The 17920-nt window shown below is 48.2% G+C and carries 20 protein-coding genes; 8 read left to right on the forward strand and 12 right to left on the reverse strand.

What is annotated here, in order from left to right; translation table 11 throughout:
- Nucleotide 1 precedes the first annotated feature (1 nt).
- Genes GUA87_RS04350 through GUA87_RS04365 form a run of 4 tightly spaced genes read right to left on the reverse strand, consistent with a single transcriptional unit; the run spans nt 2 to nt 4204 of the window.
- Nucleotides 2-1420 carry a LutB/LldF family L-lactate oxidation iron-sulfur protein gene (locus GUA87_RS04350; RefSeq protein WP_193715281.1) on the reverse strand — a complete coding sequence of 473 codons (1419 nt, stop codon included), beginning with the start codon at nt 1418-1420 and terminating at the stop codon, nt 2-4.
- Complete coding sequence (locus GUA87_RS04355; RefSeq protein WP_193715282.1) at nt 1420-2193, reverse strand: (Fe-S)-binding protein; 774 nt, start codon at nt 2191-2193, stop codon at nt 1420-1422. The genes GUA87_RS04350 and GUA87_RS04355 overlap by 1 nt, the downstream gene beginning before the upstream one ends.
- A gap of 58 nt (nt 2194-2251) precedes the next feature.
- Nucleotides 2252-3502: a murein transglycosylase A gene (locus GUA87_RS04360; RefSeq protein ID WP_193715283.1), complete on the reverse strand. Its 1251-nt coding sequence runs from the start codon at nt 3500-3502 to the stop codon at nt 2252-2254.
- Nucleotides 3503-3514: 12 nt separating this feature from the next.
- A complete protein-coding gene (locus GUA87_RS04365) occupies nt 3515-4204 on the reverse strand; it encodes a Tim44/TimA family putative adaptor protein (RefSeq protein WP_193715284.1) in 690 nt (229 codons plus the stop codon).
- Nucleotides 4205-4383: 179 nt separating this feature from the next.
- Between GUA87_RS04365 and GUA87_RS04370 the strand changes: the two genes are divergently transcribed.
- Both GUA87_RS04370 and secB read left to right on the forward strand, forming a co-directional pair.
- Nucleotides 4384-4914, forward strand: a complete 531-nt coding sequence (locus GUA87_RS04370) for an FxsA family protein (RefSeq protein ID WP_193715285.1) — start codon at nt 4384-4386, stop codon at nt 4912-4914.
- Between the two features lie 92 nt (nt 4915-5006).
- Nucleotides 5007-5486 carry a protein-export chaperone SecB gene (gene secB / locus GUA87_RS04375; protein ID WP_193715286.1) on the forward strand — a complete coding sequence of 160 codons (480 nt, stop codon included), beginning with the start codon at nt 5007-5009 and terminating at the stop codon, nt 5484-5486.
- A 50-nt stretch (nt 5487-5536) separates the two neighbouring features.
- Here the strand turns inward: secB and dnaQ are convergent, their stop codons facing one another.
- Genes dnaQ through GUA87_RS04400 form a run of 5 tightly spaced genes read right to left on the reverse strand, consistent with a single transcriptional unit; the run spans nt 5537 to nt 9098 of the window.
- A complete protein-coding gene (dnaQ, locus tag GUA87_RS04380; RefSeq protein ID WP_193715287.1) occupies nt 5537-6208 on the reverse strand; it encodes a DNA polymerase III subunit epsilon in 672 nt (223 codons plus the stop codon).
- Nucleotides 6201-6809, reverse strand: coding sequence for a dephospho-CoA kinase (coaE, locus tag GUA87_RS04385; protein ID WP_227711680.1), 609 nt, complete (start codon nt 6807-6809; stop codon nt 6201-6203). The genes dnaQ and coaE overlap by 8 nt, the downstream gene beginning before the upstream one ends.
- Nucleotides 6806-7660, reverse strand: a complete 855-nt coding sequence (locus tag GUA87_RS04390) for a shikimate dehydrogenase (RefSeq protein ID WP_193715288.1) — start codon at nt 7658-7660, stop codon at nt 6806-6808. The genes coaE and GUA87_RS04390 overlap by 4 nt, the downstream gene beginning before the upstream one ends.
- Nucleotides 7657-8268 (reverse strand): Maf family protein, encoded by a 612-nt coding sequence (locus tag GUA87_RS04395; RefSeq protein WP_193715289.1) that lies wholly within the window; start codon nt 8266-8268, stop codon nt 7657-7659. Before GUA87_RS04395 ends, GUA87_RS04390 begins: the two co-directional genes overlap by 4 nt.
- Nucleotides 8265-9098: a pyruvate, water dikinase regulatory protein gene (locus GUA87_RS04400; protein ID WP_193715290.1), complete on the reverse strand. Its 834-nt coding sequence runs from the start codon at nt 9096-9098 to the stop codon at nt 8265-8267. The genes GUA87_RS04395 and GUA87_RS04400 overlap by 4 nt, the downstream gene beginning before the upstream one ends.
- 421 nt (nt 9099-9519) lie before the next feature.
- Between GUA87_RS04400 and hemE the strand changes: the two genes are divergently transcribed.
- The 6 genes from hemE (at nt 9520) to GUA87_RS04430 (ending at nt 14323) form a co-directional block, all read left to right on the forward strand.
- On the forward strand, nt 9520-10566 hold the full coding sequence (gene hemE, locus GUA87_RS04405) for a uroporphyrinogen decarboxylase (protein ID WP_193715291.1): 1047 nt from the start codon (nt 9520-9522) through the stop codon (nt 10564-10566).
- A gap of 12 nt (nt 10567-10578) precedes the next feature.
- A complete protein-coding gene (gene hemH / locus GUA87_RS04410) occupies nt 10579-11604 on the forward strand; it encodes a ferrochelatase (RefSeq protein ID WP_193715292.1) in 1026 nt (341 codons plus the stop codon).
- Nucleotides 11605-11617: 13 nt separating this feature from the next.
- The gene (gene hemJ, locus GUA87_RS04415) at nt 11618-12070 is read left to right on the forward strand and encodes a protoporphyrinogen oxidase HemJ (RefSeq protein ID WP_415774788.1); all 453 of its coding nucleotides are present in this window, start codon (nt 11618-11620) and stop codon (nt 12068-12070) included.
- A gap of 228 nt (nt 12071-12298) precedes the next feature.
- Nucleotides 12299-13558 (forward strand): transcription termination factor Rho, encoded by a 1260-nt coding sequence (gene rho / locus GUA87_RS04420; RefSeq protein WP_193715294.1) that lies wholly within the window; start codon nt 12299-12301, stop codon nt 13556-13558.
- A 114-nt stretch (nt 13559-13672) separates the two neighbouring features.
- Nucleotides 13673-13915 (forward strand): AbrB/MazE/SpoVT family DNA-binding domain-containing protein, encoded by a 243-nt coding sequence (locus GUA87_RS04425; protein ID WP_193715295.1) that lies wholly within the window; start codon nt 13673-13675, stop codon nt 13913-13915.
- Between the two features lie 3 nt (nt 13916-13918).
- Nucleotides 13919-14323: a hypothetical protein gene (locus tag GUA87_RS04430; RefSeq protein ID WP_193715296.1), complete on the forward strand. Its 405-nt coding sequence runs from the start codon at nt 13919-13921 to the stop codon at nt 14321-14323.
- Nucleotides 14324-14344: 21 nt separating this feature from the next.
- Here GUA87_RS04430 and GUA87_RS04435 read toward each other — a convergent pair whose 3' ends face one another.
- From GUA87_RS04435 to GUA87_RS04445, 3 genes are read right to left on the reverse strand one after another with little or no spacing between them, the layout of a single operon-like run.
- Nucleotides 14345-15319: a quinone oxidoreductase family protein gene (locus GUA87_RS04435; protein WP_193715297.1), complete on the reverse strand. Its 975-nt coding sequence runs from the start codon at nt 15317-15319 to the stop codon at nt 14345-14347.
- A gap of 32 nt (nt 15320-15351) precedes the next feature.
- A complete protein-coding gene (locus GUA87_RS04440; RefSeq protein WP_193715298.1) occupies nt 15352-15831 on the reverse strand; it encodes a methylated-DNA--[protein]-cysteine S-methyltransferase in 480 nt (159 codons plus the stop codon).
- Nucleotide 15832: 1 nt separating this feature from the next.
- The gene (locus GUA87_RS04445; protein WP_193715299.1) at nt 15833-17854 is read right to left on the reverse strand and encodes a thioredoxin domain-containing protein; all 2022 of its coding nucleotides are present in this window, start codon (nt 17852-17854) and stop codon (nt 15833-15835) included.
- Nucleotides 17855-17920: the final 66 nt, after the last annotated feature.

Here is a 17920-nt window from a genome sequence, read left to right on the forward strand (position 1 = left end):
CTTAGCGACCCTCCTGCTTTTTCCATTGTTCCATAAAGGTTGCCCCTTGCGGCGCGGGAAGGTCACGAACGGCGGTCCATCCATTATTCATCGGCAAAGATTTAATCTTGCCATTTTTGCCGCCCATCAGGCCAAGAACACGGACTGCAACCTTGGTCATCAGACGATAGGCCCATGGGCGCTTGGCGAAGAAGCCCCAAAGCTCAATGCCCCAACGCTCCGGTTTTGGGCTAATCTGTTGTTCAAACGCCTTTTCGCGCCAGTGACGCAGGATCTTTGGAATAGGAATACGAACCGGGCAAACTTCTTCACAGCGACCACAGAAACTGGACGCATTTGGAAGATGGCGGGCTTCTTCAATTCCCACCATCTGCGGGTTAAGGGCCGCCCCAATTGGACCCGGATAAACCCAACCATAACTGTGACCACCTACAGCATGATAAACCGGGCAGTGGTTCATACAGGCACCACAGCGGATACAACGCAAGAGCTCCTGTAATTCCGTGCCGATCATTTCAGAACGGCCCCCATCCAGAAGTACCACATGGAAATTCTCAGGCCCGTCGATATCATCTGAGCGTTTCGGACCAGTTGAAAATGTGGTGTAAACGGACATTTCCTGCCCCGTGGCAGACCGTGCCAGAACACGCATAACCGTGCTCACATCTTCCAAAGTTGGAATGACCTTTTCGATGCTGGCCACCGCAATATGGGTTTTTGGCAAAGATTGGGTCAGATCACCGTTGCCTTCGTTGGTCACAATGGCGGTAGATCCGGTTTCAGCCACCAGAAAGTTTGCGCCGGTAATTCCCACATCTGCCACAACATATTTATGACGCAGAACAGCGCGGGCTTCACCTACCAGCTTTTCCGCATCTTCTTCGCGTTCAGTATAGCCATATTGCTGATGATGTTCGTGGAACAGTTCGGTGACCTGTTCCTTGGTCTTATGAACCGCAGGGCCAATAATGTGGCTTGGCGGCTCATCAGCCAGCTGAATGATATATTCACCAAGATCCGTTTCGATCGGCTCAATTCCTTCACTTTCCAGGAATTTATTAAGCCCGATTTCCTCGGTGATCATGGATTTACCTTTGGTCACCGTTTTGGCATCCACATCCCGGCAAATCTTCAGGATCGTTTCCTTGGCTTCCTTGGCATTGCTGCACCAGTGCACAACACCGCCCGCCTCGATCACTTTCTTTTCGAAATACTCCAGATAATAATCCAGATTTTCAAGAACATGATCCTTGATGTCCCGCGCCTGATCGCGCAGATCTTCAAATTCTGGAAGGTCTGCGGCGGCTTCGGCCCGTTTCGCGGTAAAGCCTTCTTTTACGCGCCCCAGCGCCGCACGCAGATTTTCATCCTGCATGGCCTCATGGGCATTTTCTTTAAATTTACGGCTGGTTACCTGCATCAGTCACGACCCTCCGCAATTCCGGGTTTATCCCCCATACCGGCCAGAATTTCCGCAACATGCAGAACCTTCATTTTGTGGCCCTTACGGCTGAGGCGTCCTGCGATATTCATCAGGCACCCCAGATCACCGGCGGTGACGATATCTGCTTTGGTTGCCAGAAGGTTGGCAATCTTCTGATCCACCATTTCTTCGGAAATCTCGGAATATTTGATACAGAATGTGCCGCCAAATCCGCAGCAGGCTTCCCGGTCTTCCGCTTCGATCAGTTCCAGATCATCCACTTCACCCAGAAGCTCCCTTGGTTGATCTTTCACTTTCATCTCACGCAGCGAGGAACAGCTATCGTGATAGGTAACCTTCTTGTCCAGCTTCACGTCATCTGGTTCAAAATCCGCAATGTCATTGAGGAACGATACCAGTTCATGGGTACGGGCCGCCAGATCCTGGGCTTCCAGCAGCATTTCCGGATCATCTGCAAACAGCTCTGGATAGTGCTTTTTAATCATCCCGGCGCAGGAGCCGGACGGGGCCACCACATAGCGGAAACTTTTAAAGGCCCGGATGACGTTTTTGGCAATATCTTTTGTGCTTTGCTTATCACCTGAATTATATGCCGGCTGCCCGCAGCAGGTCTGCGCATTAGGTACAACGACCTTGCATCCTGACTGTTCCAGCAATTTAACGGCGGCAAATCCGACGGACGGTCGGTTGATATCAACAAGACAGGTGACGAAAAGCGCCACCTCCACATTTTCCAGCGGTTTAGACATAAAAAGGTACTCCCTGCTCAGTGGCCGGATTATATGAGGAGTTACGCGTTTATGCCAGTCAACTTGACGGGTTATTTTCGGAAAAATGTCGGGCCGCGACAGGTTTTGGCAGAAGCATCCAATACTGGCCTTCATTTTTCATGGCGCCAGCCCCTTCATAGGCCTTTTTCCCATAGCCCCAGAACACATCCCCGCGGACCGGGCCGCGGATTGCCCCGCCCGTATCCTGCGCCACCATCAGGCGGTTAAATTCTTCGGGATCTGACCCGTCTTCTGTTGGAATGGTGGTGGACAGCCAAAGCGGCACCCCAAGCGGCATCCATTTTCGATCAATCGCCAATGAGCGAAGAGCGGTCAACTCCACCCCTTGCGCCCCGATAGGACCGTTTGTGTTCAATTCTCTGAAGAAAATATAAGACGCATTTTCCTGCATCAGCTCGGTCGCTTTGTCAGGGTTTTGTTCCAGCCAGGACCGAATGGCCTGCATGGACATGTCTTCAACGGACACATCCCCATTTTTAATCAGCGTTTTACCAATGGCATAATAGGGATGCCCATTTTGACCCGCATACCCCACCCTAAGGGCTCCGCCGTCGTCCAGTGCAATACGTCCCGATCCCTGAATATGCAGGAAGAAAGCATCAACCGCACTGTCGACCCAGACGATCTCCAGATCCCGGCCTTCAAGCGCGCCTTCTTCAATTTCCTTGCGGTCCGCAAAGGGGTAAAGCTCCCCGTTTTTCACAACACCTGCAATACGCTGACCTTTTAAGCTATCGCGAAAACGGCCAAGGTGAACCATTACCAATTCATCGGGACGTAGATATAATGGCGTTGCGTATTTTTCGGATTGGGTGAGGCTGCCGCGCAAAGACGCCTCATAATATCCGGTGAACATCCCTTTGGGATCTTCCTCATTTTTCACCAGAACCGGTGTGAATTTACGCTCGATAAAGTTCCGAAGAACATCTGCTTCTTTGGGTAGCAGTTCCATTTCCTGACAGATAGGAGACCAGTCCGCGACAGTTCCCGCAATCCCCTGGCCACCTAAGCTCCGATCCTGTGGAAGACGGCTGAATTTTTCGCAGGATTTCCCAAAGGCCTCCATAAAGCCATCGAAATCATCCGCCTGCCATCCTTTAAGATCCGAAAAACTGGCTTCTTTCAAAACCAGTCGATCCTCAACAAGTGGCTCTTCCGTTACGTAGGAGAAAATCCAGTATAACAACGCAATAACCGCCCCTGGAATAAGGACAAACACCATTATTGCGGGGAAAATTCTCCGGATCAGGGATTGCTCAACCGCCATGTGGATAGGACCTTAGTCTGCGCCGCGGGTTGCAGCCAGTAACCAGTTTGGATTTGTGGAACCAAGGCGGCGGGTAAAGGTCCAGTCTTCGCGCACCGTGTGGGGATGCGGATCGCCCTGAACAACTACGCCGTCTTCATCCTTTGTCATGGAAATCATTTCCGTTTCAAAATGGATGGTAATCTCGGCCTGTTTGCCGCTCAGGGTCGCATCTTCAATACGGGATTCGTGGATAGACAGGATATCCGTTGTCATAGTCTCATTTGCATTTGCCCGTGCATCAATGGCTTTTTCGAAATTCTCATACACGTCTTTTTCAAGAAGATCCTGAAGCGTTTTCAAATCTCCTTGGGCAAAAGCCATCACAATGGCTTCATAGGCCATCTGTGCCTGTTGGGCGAAACGGTCTGGATCCAGGCTTCTGTCGATTTTGTTCATTTCCCACATGGTCTGCATCACAGGGCTTAAATCTTCCATGCGGGGTTGCTGAGGCTGAATATCAATCTGATCGTTCAGAACAACCACATTGTCCTGATCGCGAATGGTCCCGTCCATATTGCGGGCGGATGTTTGCTGACGCGGATCTTCGCGCGGTGGTTGTTCATGTCCGGTCCGCCGTCCCAACACACTCCGTAGCCTCAAGAAAATAAAGGCCGCGACCATAACCAAAATAATAATGTCGAGAAATTGCATTCCGCCCATGACGTTATCTTTACATCCAAATCGAATTTCTATCGTATTTATAGGCTACCTTTCCTACATTGAAGAAAAGTAGTGATGAAAAGGTAGCTTTTGTTTGCGCGTGGGTCCAGTCGGATATTGACCCGGCGCGGAAAAGACCTCTAATGACTAGATAGAAACTCTTACAAGGATTAACAAGTTTGCCTCTATTATTTTTGGCCATTTTGATCGGTATTCCGCTGACAGAGATATATGTCTTTATTGCTGTGGGTGAGGAAATTGGTGCCTTAAATACCGTGATCTTAACCGTTTTAACCGCGATTGCAGGCATGGCCTTGCTCCGTCATCAGGGGTTATCGGTCATTATGCAGGCGCAGGAGCGTTTAAATGCAGGTCAATCTCCTGTCAAAGAGGTGATGAGCGGGGTTCTTCTCGCTTTGGCCGGTCTATTTCTGTTAATCCCCGGTTTTGCCACCGATTTCTTGGGCTTTCTGTTATTTATGCCCCCACTTCGCGACTATCTGGCGTCTAAAATCGGCGAAATGGGTCGGTTCACAGCGCATTCTGCTCATTACGGACAAAGCCACTATTCCCATCACAAGGACGGCAGTTCCACCATTATTGATGGGGAATATTCGGTAGTAACAGAAGACGAGGAAAAAACATCTGATGACGAAACCCCGCGCCTTAAAAGCGACGATAAAGATAATCCGTGGGGCAAAAACACGTAACTGTCATTATTCCAAGGCTTGTCGGGCTAGCCAATAAATGCTAGCCAGTATGCCAATTTTTACGACCACGCCATTTAGGAGACTTATTTAATATGGCCGAAAATGAAGTAGGGGCCGAAGCACAAGCTGCTGAAGAGGGTCCAATTCTTGCGATTATCACGCAATATGTGAAAGACATCTCTTTCGAGAACCCAAACGCCCCGGCCAGTCTCAACCCAGAACTGCCACAGCCAACTGTTGAACTGGCTGTTAATGTTCAGGCGCGTGCGCTGACTGAAGAAAATTATGAAGTTGAGCTTCGTATTCAAGCTACTGCGAAACACGAAGAAAACACAGCCTTTATCCTTGAGCTGGTTTACGGCGGCATGTTCCTGATCCGTAACTTCCCGCAGGATGCGCTGGAAATGATGTGCATGATTGAATGCCCACGTCTGATCTTCCCATTTGCACGCCGTGTGATCTCTGATGCGACACGCGATGGTGGTTTCTCACCACTGCAACTGGATCCAATTGATTTTGCTGGCCTTTTCCAGGCTCATAAAGCACAGGAACACGAAGCTGGAAACGCTTAAATCCTGTTGATAGATCAAAGTAAAAGCCGCCTCTTGAAGGGCGGCTTTTTTTATCCTTTGGTCCAAAGCGGATCGCTTAATTTCTCCAAGAAAGCTGCGTGGGCGGCCAGTTCCTCTTCACTCGCCGAATGCGGCCTTGGATCGCGTACCACGGATTTTGCAAATTTGGAGTCGCCTTCCATTTGATCGGGAGACAGGGACAGGCCCGTTTGACGCCCACCGCGAAGTTCCAGATAGACTTCAGCCAGCAACTCCGCATCAAGTAACGCGCCGTGTTTTGTACGGGCGGAGTTATCAATACCAAACCGCCGGCAGAGCGCGTCCAGATTGGCCTGTGCGCCCGGAAACATACGCCGGGCCATGGCGACCGTATCAATGGATTGTTCCATTTTCAGCGGCAGGCGTTTATGGCGGATCAATTCGGCATTGATGAATTTCATATCAAATTCAGCATTGTGAATGACCAGCTTGGAATCCCCGATAAAATCAAGAAAGCCGTCAATCTCATCTGCCATGACGTTATGCTGTTTCAGAAACTCTTCGCTCAGCCCATGCACCTTAAAGGCCGCTTCAGGCATATCCCGCTCAGGGTTGATATATTTGTGATAAACCCGGCCTGTCGCAACGAAATTTTCCATCTCCACGCAGCCAATTTCCACAATCCGGTCACCCGTAGACGGATCAAAACCTGTCGTCTCCGTATCCAGCGCAATCTCACGCATGGCCAAATTCTTCCTTCAATTCCGCAATAAGTGCTTTCACCTGCGCGTGTGTTTCTTCTTCGCTGCAATGGGTATCAATCACATGATGAGCGCGATCCCGTTTTTCCGCATCAGGAACCTGCCGTGCCAAAATGCTTTCAAACTTTTCAAGCGTCATATCATCGCGGGCAAGTACCCGTTCTTTTTGAACCTCATATGGGGCGCTGACCACCAGCACTTTATGAAGACGTTCTTCCCCGCCTGTTTCAAATACCAGTGGCACATCCAAAATAGCCATCTTATGACCGTCTTGAACTGCTTTTGCGAGAAATTCTTCGCGATCCTGATGCACAAGGGGATGTACAATTGACTCAAGTTTCTTGATGGCCTCTTCGTTGCCAACAACCATTTTACTAAGGGTCGGACGATCCACTTTTCCGTCAATTACTGCCTCTGGGAAGGCTTCGCGAACCGGTTCAACGGCAATGCCACCCTTGTCATAAAGTTTGTGGACCTCTGCATCTGCATTGTAAATAGGAATCCCTTCCTTTTCGAACATGCGGCCCACGGTGGATTTTCCCATTCCGATGGATCCGGTCAAACCGATCAGCTTTATTGTCATTTATCTGCAAGTCCCTGCAATACAAATTCTCGTAGATCTGCGTCTACTTCTGGTCTCACACCAAACCAGGCTTCAAATCCCGCTTTGGCCTGATGCAGCAGCATACCAAGCCCATCTACGGCCACAAACCCGTTTTTCTCCGCTTCCAGAAGAAGGCCTGTTTTTAAAGGGGTATAGACAATATCAGTCACGACCGCACCCGCCTTCAATCCTTGTAAAGACATCTCAAGGGCAGGTTGTCCTTTCATGCCGAGGCTTGTTGTATTCACCACCAAAGACACTTGGGATAAGACGCTCTCCCGTTCGTCCCAATCCAGAACTTCGGTCCCGTCGGTCAGATGATCCGCTAATTCTTCCGCGCGGGTGCGGGTGCGGTTGGTGATCAGAATTTTTGCAAAACCCATTTTAATAAGCGCAAAAACAATGGCTTTTGCCGCCCCGCCAGCACCAAGAACAAGGGCTGTTTTCCCTTTGAAATCAGCGACATCAATCTTTTCTGCAAGGCTGTCGATAAATCCAATCCCATCTGTATTGCGTCCAATTAGGAGACCATCCCCTTCCACAACAACCGTGTTGATGGCGCCAATGGCACGGGCGTCTTCTTCTACGATATCCACAATCTCCAACGCTTTTTCCTTCAGCGGAATTGTGAGGTTCGTGCCGCGAAACAGCTCCCCGTTTTCACCCAGTAAATCGGGCAAGTTTTTTAGCTTTGCAGCGAGGCGCTCCGGCGGGACTTCCCACGCCACATAAGTTGCCTCAAGCCCGTATTTCTTGATCCAATATCCATGAAGACGAGGGGAGAGAGAATGGGAAATGGGAAATCCCATCACACCGGCGGCTTTAATCATGTGAGAACAACCTTATGATTACGCAGGAAATCAAGCAGCGGAAGAAGAGGCAGGCCAAGGATGGAGAAGAAATCCCCGTCAACTTTATAGAAGAGCTGTGATCCTAAGGCTTCCAGCTGATATGCCCCAACAGACCAGAGAATGTCTTCACCGGCTTCTTTTAAATACCAATCCAGAAATTCATCTGAAAAAGGGCGCATTTCAAGTTTGGCTTCATTCACATAATGCCAGATCACCTGACCTGCTTTCACCACACAGACCGCATTATGCAACGAATGGGTTTTTCCGCGAAGGGCGGAAAGATGAGCCCGTGCATGATCCATATCTGGCGGCTTATCAAACCATATCCCACCGCATTCCAGCATTTGATCCGCCCCCACAACGAAATGGTCGGGGAACTGGCTCGAAATTCTGGAGGCTTTTAATTCTGCAAGGGTCACTGCGGTCTCAGGCGCGGAAACACCGGAAGCCTGCAGGGAATGTTTCACCTCATCCTCATCCACATTGGGAGAGATGGCTTCAAAATTAACGCCAGCACCAGCCAGAAGATTTTTTCGGGACTGGCTGGAGGAGGCCAAAATGATTTCATCGCGAACGGTTTTACTCATAGGGTTCGCATATCCTTCTCATCTGTGAAACGGCGATTATAAAGGGTAATGATCTGCGCAGCGGTTTCCTCGACCGATCGACGGGAGACATCAATAATGGGCCAGCCCTGCTTTGTACAAAGTTTTCGGGCAAAAATAACTTCCTGCTTAATCCGCTCTAAATCCACATAAGAGGTTTCATTTTTCTCCTGCAAAGAAAGCAGCCTGTTTTTACGGATCTGTGATAACCGATCCGGGCTTGTGGTCAGGCCTACGACAAACGGATTTTTCAAATGAAATAACTGATCGGGCAGGGGACAATCCAACACAATAGGGACATTGGCCGTTTTGATCCCCCGGTGGGATAAATAGAAAGACGTTGGTGTTTTAGAGGTCCGAGAGACCCCAACCAGAACTATATCCGCATCTTCCAGCCCTTCGGGCATCTGACCATCATCATGGGCCATGGTATAATTCAAGGCCTCGATGCGGGCGAAATACTGCTGGTCCAGCGCATGTTGCCTTCCAGGGCGATTTCGGGCTTCCTGACCCAAATACTGTGAAAAGGCCGCAAGAACCGGATCCAGAACAGAAACACAAGGCACCCCCAGATTTCGGCATCCCTTTTCCAGAATGCCGCGAAGCTCCTTATTCACCAGCGTAAAAAGCACCAGACCCGGATTTTTCTTAATAGAATCAATAATATCATCCAATTGGCGAACGGTGCGTGTCATGGACCAGACATGTTCAATTGGAACAGCACTTTCAAATTGAACCAAGGATGCCTTTGCCATGGATTGCAGGGTTTCACCTGTTGAATCTGATACCAGATGCAAATGAAATTCACCCATATGTTCGTCCCGCTTAGATTTTAACGTCAACCACTTGCCTGTGGATTATGTGGATAACAGGGATAACACGGCAGTTGGGATAGGTTCAAAATTTTTATTCCCCGCTTACCCCTTTTTTTGAGGTGTAAATCTACACGGGTGCATAACTGTAAATACATGTTTTGAAAAATGGGGATAAATACCTGTATAGGCAGGTTTTAGAAAGTTATCCCCGCTATTCACGTTTTTATGCACACCGTAAAAACGCGGTTATTAAGCTGTTATCCGCAAATTCCTGAAAAGACTGGATTCAATCCACAAATTTCCTGTAAAGAATGTGCATGAAAAATCATCCCCGTTATCCACAGGTATCAACTACAACAACTACCTTTTTATATAAATATATATTGATAGGGATAACTTTTTTAAGGAAAGCAGCTCCGTGCCAAACTCTACAGACAAGCGTTTTTTAAAAGCTCTGAATAAGGAAAAACTGGATCGTCCTCCTTTTTGGCTCATGCGCCAAGCGGGTCGCTACCTTCCAGAATATCGCCAGACACGGGCAGACGCAGGCTCTTTTCTTGATCTTTGCTACACACCAAAGCTTGCCGAAGAAGTAACATTGCAGCCGCTTCGCCGCTACGATATGGATGCTGCCATTCTTTTTGCGGATATTCTGCTTATCCCGGATGCTTTGGGGCAGCCTCTTGCTTACAAGGAAGGCGAAGGACCTGTTCTGGATCCCGTTCGCTCGGCAAAAGAGCTAAGCTCATTGTCTATGGATCGGCTTCATGATCATCTAGCGCCGGTGTATGAGACCGTTAGCCGCCTTAGTAGCTCCATCCCTAGCCATTGTAGCTTAATAGGCTTTGCGGGTGCTCCCTGGACCGTGGCGACCTATATGGTGGAGGGTCGTGGGTCCAAAGATTATGCCAATATCAAAAAATGGATGTACTCAGATCCTGCTGGTTTTCAGCAACTGATGGATATTCTGGTCGTTTCGACTGCGGAATATTTAATCCACCAAATCAAGGCCGGGGCTGAAGCTGTTCAGATCTTTGATACCTGGGCCGGTGTCTTGCCAGATGTAGAATTTCGCCGTTGGGTGATCGAACCCACCAAACGCATCGTAGAACTTATTCGGAAAGACTATCCGGACTTCCCTGTGATTGGCTTTCCAAAAGGGGTTGCGGGCAATCTGATGGAATTTGTGAAGGAAACAGGGGTAACAGGGGTGAGCCTTGATGCTTCTGCACCACTAGAGTGGGCCAAACGGGAAATTCAGCCGCATGTGACGGTTCAGGGTAATCTGGATCCGATCCTGTTGGTGGCGGGTGGACAGGCCATGGTGGACCGCATTCATCAAATTCTGGAAACGTTTAAGGACGGGTCGCACATTTTCAATCTGGGGCACGGGATTATTCCGCAAACTCCCCCTGAAAATGTGGGCTTGCTTGCAGACACTTTAAAAAACTGGAAAGCAAGTTAAAGGATAAGATCTGTGGCACGCAAAGCGGTCGTTTTATTTAATCTGGGTGGTCCTGATAATCTGGAGGCGGTTGAACCTTTTCTGTTCAATCTCTTTTATGATCCAGCCATTATTCGTCTTCCAAAACCCCTTCGGTTTCTGGTGGCAAAGCTGATTTCAAAACGCCGTGGTCCCATTGCCCGTGAAATATATGAAAATATGGGGGGCAGGTCTCCGATCGTGCCGCAAACCGAAGATCAGGCCTCTTCTCTCTCTGCTTTGTTAAATGATGGGGGGGATGAATATCAGGTCTTTATTGCCATGCGTTATTGGCATCCAAGGGCAGTACAAACCGTAAAGGACGTGAAAGCCTTTAATCCGGACGAAGTTATTCTTCTGCCTCTTTATCCGCAGTTTTCAACGACAACGACGGCGTCTTCTTTGGAAGAGTGGGAAGGGGAAGCAAAAAGACAGGGGCTTGAGGTGCCAACCTCCTCCATCTGTTGTTATCCTGATGAAGCCGGATTTGTTGAGGCTAATGCCGAGCTTATCAAGGCAAAGCTGGCGGAGGTTAAAGGCGATCAACTTCCAAGGCTTTTATTTTCAGCTCATGGTCTTCCTAAAAAGATTGTGGATGCAGGGGATCCATATCCCTGGCAGGTGGAACAATCAGTTAATGCCATTATGAAGGCACTCGGCCGGGATGATCTGGAGCATCTGATCTGTTTTCAAAGCCGGGTTGGACCTGTGGAATGGATCGGCCCCGACACCGAAGAAGAGATTAAACGGGCGGGCGCAGAAAAACGCTCTGTCATGGTGATCCCGGTGGCTTTTGTATCGGAGCATTCAGAAACACTGGTCGAGCTGGATATTGAATATGGAGAGCTTGCCAAAGAAGTCGGTATTCCTGAATATTTGCGTGTTCCGACAGTGACCACAAATCCGTTCTTCGTTGAAGGGCTTGCCCGTCTGGTTAAAGGATGTCAAAAGAACTGCATGACAAGTAGTTGCGGGAAGCGGATTTGCCCGGCAAATGCGGCTGGTTGTAAGACAACCTAAAAACTGAGGGGATATTATGGGCGATTTTCTGGCAGATAATTATCAGTGGATCAAAGCGTTCCATATTATCTCTGTTATTGCCTGGATGGCGGGCATGTTCTATCTGCCACGTCTCTTTGTCTATCATGTAGATGCGGAGGTTGGCTCTCAGCAATCTGAGACTTTCAAGATCATGGAGCGGCGTCTACTTCGGGCCATTATAAACCCGGCGATGATTTCGAGCTTTGTCTTTGGTATTTTTCTTCTTCTGACACCGGGTATTGTAGATTGGAACTCTGGCTGGATCTGGGTGAAACTGGCTATGTTATTCCTGATGACAGGATTTCATGGTAGCCTTTCCAGATGGCGTCGGGATTTTGAGGCAGATAAAAATCAGAAGTCCGCGAAATTCTATCGGTACGCAAACGAAATACCGACTATATTGATGATAATTATTGTCATTATGGTGGTTGTTAAGCCTTTTTAAGCGATTTTTACTCTATATTAGTTGTTATTCCCGTTGACTTAGCCCGATTTAGCTGGCATTCATAATGCCCAACCAGAGAGGGCGATGACGGGTATCGCCTTACACCAAACGGAAATTGGTATTCTTCTTACAGGGAAGACAAACATCTCTTAAAAGCGAGTTTACCTTCGCTGTAAAAAATCCACCTTACCTTCACGTATTAATTATTGCTCATCTTCAGAGATTTACATGAATCTTCAAGAACTTAAAAAGAAATCCCCACCAGAACTTCTCGCAGCAGCAGAAGAACTTGAAATTGAAAATGCATCAACGATGCGTAAACAGGAACTGCTTTTTGCCATATTAAAGCAGAAAGCCGAAAACGGTGAAGAGATCACCGGTGGGGGCGTTCTTGAGATCTTGTCGGATGGTTTTGGTTTCCTCCGATCCCCTGACGCCAACTATCTGGCGGGTCCTGATGACATTTATGTCTCTCCAAGCCAGATCCGCAGATTTTCTCTACGTACAGGTGATACGGTAGAGGGTGAAATTCGCAGCCCTAAAGACGGGGAACGATATTTTGCCCTTCTTAAAGTTCAGAAGATCAATTTTGAAGATCCTGAAAAAGCCCGTCATAAGATCAATTTTGACAATCTGACACCTCTCTATCCGGATGAGCGTATTAAGCTGGAAACGCCGGACCCAACCAGTAAAGATATTTCCTCTGCCCGGGTGATTGACCTGGTCTCCCCACAAGGTAAAGGACAGCGTGCCTTGATCGTGGCGCCGCCAAGAACTGGTAAAACTGTTCTTCTTCAAAATATTGCGAATTCCATCACCACTAATAATCCGGAAGTCTATCTGATCGTTCTTCTGATTGATGAACGCCCGGAAGAGGTGACGGATATGAAACGCTCTGTGAATGGTGAAGTGATTTCCTCCACCTTTGATGAGCCTGCCTCCCGTCACGTTCAGGTGGCTGAGATGGTAATCGAGAAAGCAAAACGTCTTGTTGAGCATAAACGGGATGTTGTGATCCTTCTGGACAGCATCACTCGCCTTGCACGCGCCTATAACACGGTGGTTCCATCCAGTGGTAAGGTTTTGACCGGTGGTGTGGATGCGAACGCTCTGCAGCGTCCTAAGCGCTTCTTTGGTGCCGCCCGTAATATTGAGGAAGGCGGCTCTCTCACAATCTGTGCGACAGCCCTGATTGATACGGGCTCCCGTATGGATGAGGTGATCTTCGAAGAATTTAAAGGCACCGGTAACTCCGAGATTATTCTGGATCGCAAACTTTCTGACAAACGTGTCTTCCCAGCCATCGACATCACGAAGTCTGGTACCCGTAAGGAAGAGCTTCTTGTGGATCCGGCAACCTTGCAGAAAATGTGGGTTCTTCGCCGTATTCTCAACCCAATGGGCACAACGGATGCGATGGAATTCCTGCTCGACAAGTTGAAATCCAGCAAGACAAATGACGATTTCTTCGACTCTATGAATACATAGAAGATCTGGATATTTTTCTTAAAAAGGCGCAGAAAACAGCGCCTTTTTTAATGTCTGGTTAATGGTAATAACATATGTTATTACTAATTTGATTTAAATTTTATCCATTGCCTGATGAAAAAAGACGTAAAAGAATTTGAAACAAAACTCCGTAAAACGGGGAGTGCAGCAGGGGTGACCATCCCGGCCGAATTTTTACGTCATCTGGGATATGATATTGGTGATCAGCTACGTGTCACCTTGATGGATCAGGGGCTTAAAGTTCAAAAAGTCGATCCTGATTTTGATGCTTATATGAAGCTCTATGATCAGGTGGAAGATCGGTTTATGCCTCTGTTCAAAAGATTGGAAGGGTGAGAAATGTCTGTTCTTCTTCCAAACCGCTCTACCATCCTTGAAATTGCCAGACGCCAATCCCGTCTTTTTTCAATCCCGGAAATCGACATGGATGAGAAAAAACTGACAGCCGCCCTGGCCTGGCCGCGTTTGATGATCAAGACGGATCAAAATGCCAATATCTTTCAGGTGGGGGCAGCCCTCTTTACGGGCATTATCTCGGAGAAGCCTTTAAGCATTGGAAATCCGCATCTGGCGTTTACCTTGTTGGTTCTCATGCTTCGCCGAAATGGGGTATCTTTGGATATCAGTAATCAGGATGCCTTAAAGATGATCAAGGCCCATATGATGGGGAAACTGGATGAGGAACAGATCGTCCAATTTATTACCGGTCAGTCTATTCCTCAAAATCTGTTGGAAGCAGGCTGACCCGAAAGTCAGCCTTGTTTTTTACAAAGTAAAGATGGTGGATCCGGTTGTTTTCCGGCCTTCCAGATCTTCATGGGCTTTGGCAGCCTCGGACAAATGATACCGTTGTCCGATATTCACTTTCACGATGCCTTTTTCGACCATATCAATAAGATCTGCAGCTGATTTGACCAAATCTTCGCGTTTGTCGTTATATGTCATCAAGGTAGGGCGGGTGACATAAAGGGAACCTTTTGCCGCCAAAATACCCAGATCCACATCATTTACCGGACCAGTGGCATTACCGTAAGATACCATCAAACCACGGGGTTGCAGGCAATCCAGCGATCCTTCAAATGTATCCTTACCAATACTGTCATAGACAACAGGAACACCTTTTCCATCAGTGATTTCCATAACACGTTTCTGGAAATCTTCTTCGCGGTAATTGATGGTGTGATGACATCCATTGGCTTTGGCAAGTTCGGCTTTTTCTTCTGATCCAACCGTACCGATCACTGTTGCCCCAATATGATTGGCCCACTGACAGGCCATCAATCCGACACCGCCCGCTGCGGCGTGAAAGAGGATCGTATCCCCTTGTTTCACGTGAAACGTCCGTTGCAGAAGATATTCTGTGGTCATGCCCTGAAGCATCATGGCAGCAGCCGTTTCATCATCAATGCTGTCCGGCATTTTGATCAGAATGTCAGCGGGCATGACTCGCTCTTCTGCGTAGGCCCCGATTGGACGCCCAGCATAAGCAACGCGGTCACCAACGGCAAATTCAGTAACACCTGATCCCAATTCCACAATAACACCGGCAGCTTCCATACCTGGTGTGTTTGGAAGAGGGGCAGGGTAGAGACCTGTTCTGAAATAGACATCGATAAAGTTCAAACCAACAGCTTTATGTTGAATGCGAACTTCACCGGGACCGGGAGATCCAACCTCCACATCTTCCCATTTCATAACTTCCGGTCCACCGACCTCATGAAAACGAATTGCTTTTGTCATCTTTTACCTCTTCAGCGCGCCCCGCTTTAAACTCAAAGATCCAGTGTTTGCTGCTGTGGGGGAAGGGCTCCTTCCAGTTGCAACAATATTTTTTTGGTATCCACACCACCAAGGCCTGAAAAACCGCCCATTTCCTTACCTGCTGCCAAGACACGATGGCAGGGGATAATAACAGGAATGGGATTAAGTCCGCAGGCATTACCAACGGCTTGGGCTGAACTGTCAATTTCCTTGGCAATCTCTCCATAAGACTTAGTGGATCCTCCAGGAATGGCAGACATGGCAGCACAAACCTGCTTTTGAAAATCCGACCCTGGTGGATTTAGGGGCAGATCAAAATCAAGCCGGTTTCCGTCAAAATAGTCATTGAGCTGATCTACGGCTTCTTTCAACAGGTCTGTTTCTGTTTGCCATTCTTCCGGCACCCATCCCCAATCCAGTGAAATAATGGCTCCGTTTTCTTCTGTCACTGTCAGATCCCCGATGGGACTATGCATACAAAGTTGCGGCATCCTAATTCCCTCCAAACAGTTTATGGATCTCTGAGATGCTGGTTACAGGTTCAGAGCAGGTTGGACCGGTACAAAGATAAAGGGTTGTTTTTCCCCCTTTCGCCGTTTTTCCGTTGGCAGGGTGGTCAAATGGCAGATGTTCGGTGTTTTTGAGAACATTCACCACTTTATTAGGCAGGCTATAGTCTTTCAAGGCACTTAAGAAGGCCTTTGTTTCTTCCTCATTTCGATCCCCAACGATGATGATTTGCTTGGCAGCGATCAGGGTTTCAAAATTATTGAGAAAGGTCGAAAGTGGGAAAAAGTTGCGTCCTATTTCCACAGAGAACACCTGCACCATCTCTTTGGCTTTTTCAAAATAGTCCCGGCCGCCTGTCAGATAATGCAAGCGTGCCAGGACGTCTATCATGATGCCATTGCCGGCGGGTGTGGCATTATCATTGGCATTTTTCGTTCTGATAATCAGGCTTTCCGCATCATCAGCGGTGAGGCAATATCCGCCATCTTTCGCCCAGAAATGTTTATTGAGGATACCTACCCATTGCTGCGCCTGATCCATATAGATGGCGCGGCCCGTAGTTTCATATAGGGTGAGGGCAGCACGGCACATATTGGCATAGTCATCCAACAATCCTGAATGCTTCGCCTGCCCCAGACGATAGCTGTGATAGAGACGGCCATCTTTTTCCATAGCAGTGCTGGTAATGGCGAAAAAGGCACTTTCTGCCCGTTCCAGCCATTTGGGTTCGTTATAAAAATCACCGGCTTTTGCCAATGTGGTGATCATCATGCCATTCCAGTCAGCAAGGACCTTATCATCCAGACCTGGACGGATACGTTTCTCCCGCTCTTTAAACAGGATGTTGCGGCAGTCTTTCAAAAACTCTTCTGTTTCTTCATCTAACCGGGTTGGATAGGCGAGACGATTGAGGATATTCACTCCTTCCCAGTTACCTTCGAGGTCTACATCATAGATCTCAAGGAACTGTTCTGCTTTATCGCCAAGTAGAGTTTTGATCTCCGCCTCATCCCAAACATAGAACTTGCCTTCCACACCTTCACTGTCTGCGTCAATGGTGGCGGAAAAAGCCCCATTTTCGGCAATCATTTCCCGAAGGAGCCAGTCAATGGTCTCGTAAATACGATCCTTAAACAGATCATTTTTATTTTCTGCCTGCACCAACAACATCAGATCCAGAATCTGGGCATTGTCATAAAGCATTTTCTCAAAATGGGGCACAAGCCAGGCAACATCAGTGGCGTAGCGGGCATATCCACCCCCCAGATGATCATAAATGCCCCCTTGTGACATATGAGTGAGGGCTTTGATCACCGCTTCTGCAAGACGTTCGTTGCCCGTCCTCAGGTAACTTCGCCACATATTTTCAAGAACATAAGTGTGTGGGAATTTGGGGGCAGATCCGATGCCGCCATGTTCCGGGTCGGCTTCTTCCGAATATCGTTCTGCAATACGGTCCAGAACCTCCAAAGTAAGTTTTGGGCGGTCCCCTTCACCGGTTTCGTTCATTTTTTTAAGGGATTTACGAAGAATATCGCGGTTTTTACTGACCTTCTCAGGCTCATTCTTGAAAATTCCATGAACAGTTTGAAGAACATGTTTAAACCCCGGACGACCATAACTGTCTTCGATCGGGAAATAGGTGCCACCCCAGAAAGGCTCTCCTTTAGAGGTCAGGAACATGGTTAGCGGCCATCCGCCTTGCTCCCCAAGAAGGGCGAGGGCGGTTTGATAAATCTGATCAATATCCGGGCGCTCTTCGCGGTCCACTTTGATATTGATATATAGATCATTCATTAGGGCGGCGGTCGCCGGATCTTCAAAACTTTCATGGGCCATCACATGGCACCAGTGACAGGCCGCGTATCCCACGCTCAACAGAATGGGCTTACCTGTTTTTTTAGCTTCTTCCAACGCTTCTTTCCCCCAGGGGCGCCAATGCACAGGGTTGTCTTTATGCTGAAGAAGATAAGGGCTTGTTTCCTGTCCGAGGACATTTTCCATGTTTTTTTCCAGTTTTTCGCTGCAAAGAACGGCTTTGATTGATCCTGAATGACTATTCACCTAATC

Origin of the sequence: Sneathiella sp. P13V-1, assembly GCF_015143595.1 — a bacterium.
Classification (GTDB): Bacteria; Pseudomonadota; Alphaproteobacteria; order Sneathiellales; family Sneathiellaceae; genus Sneathiella.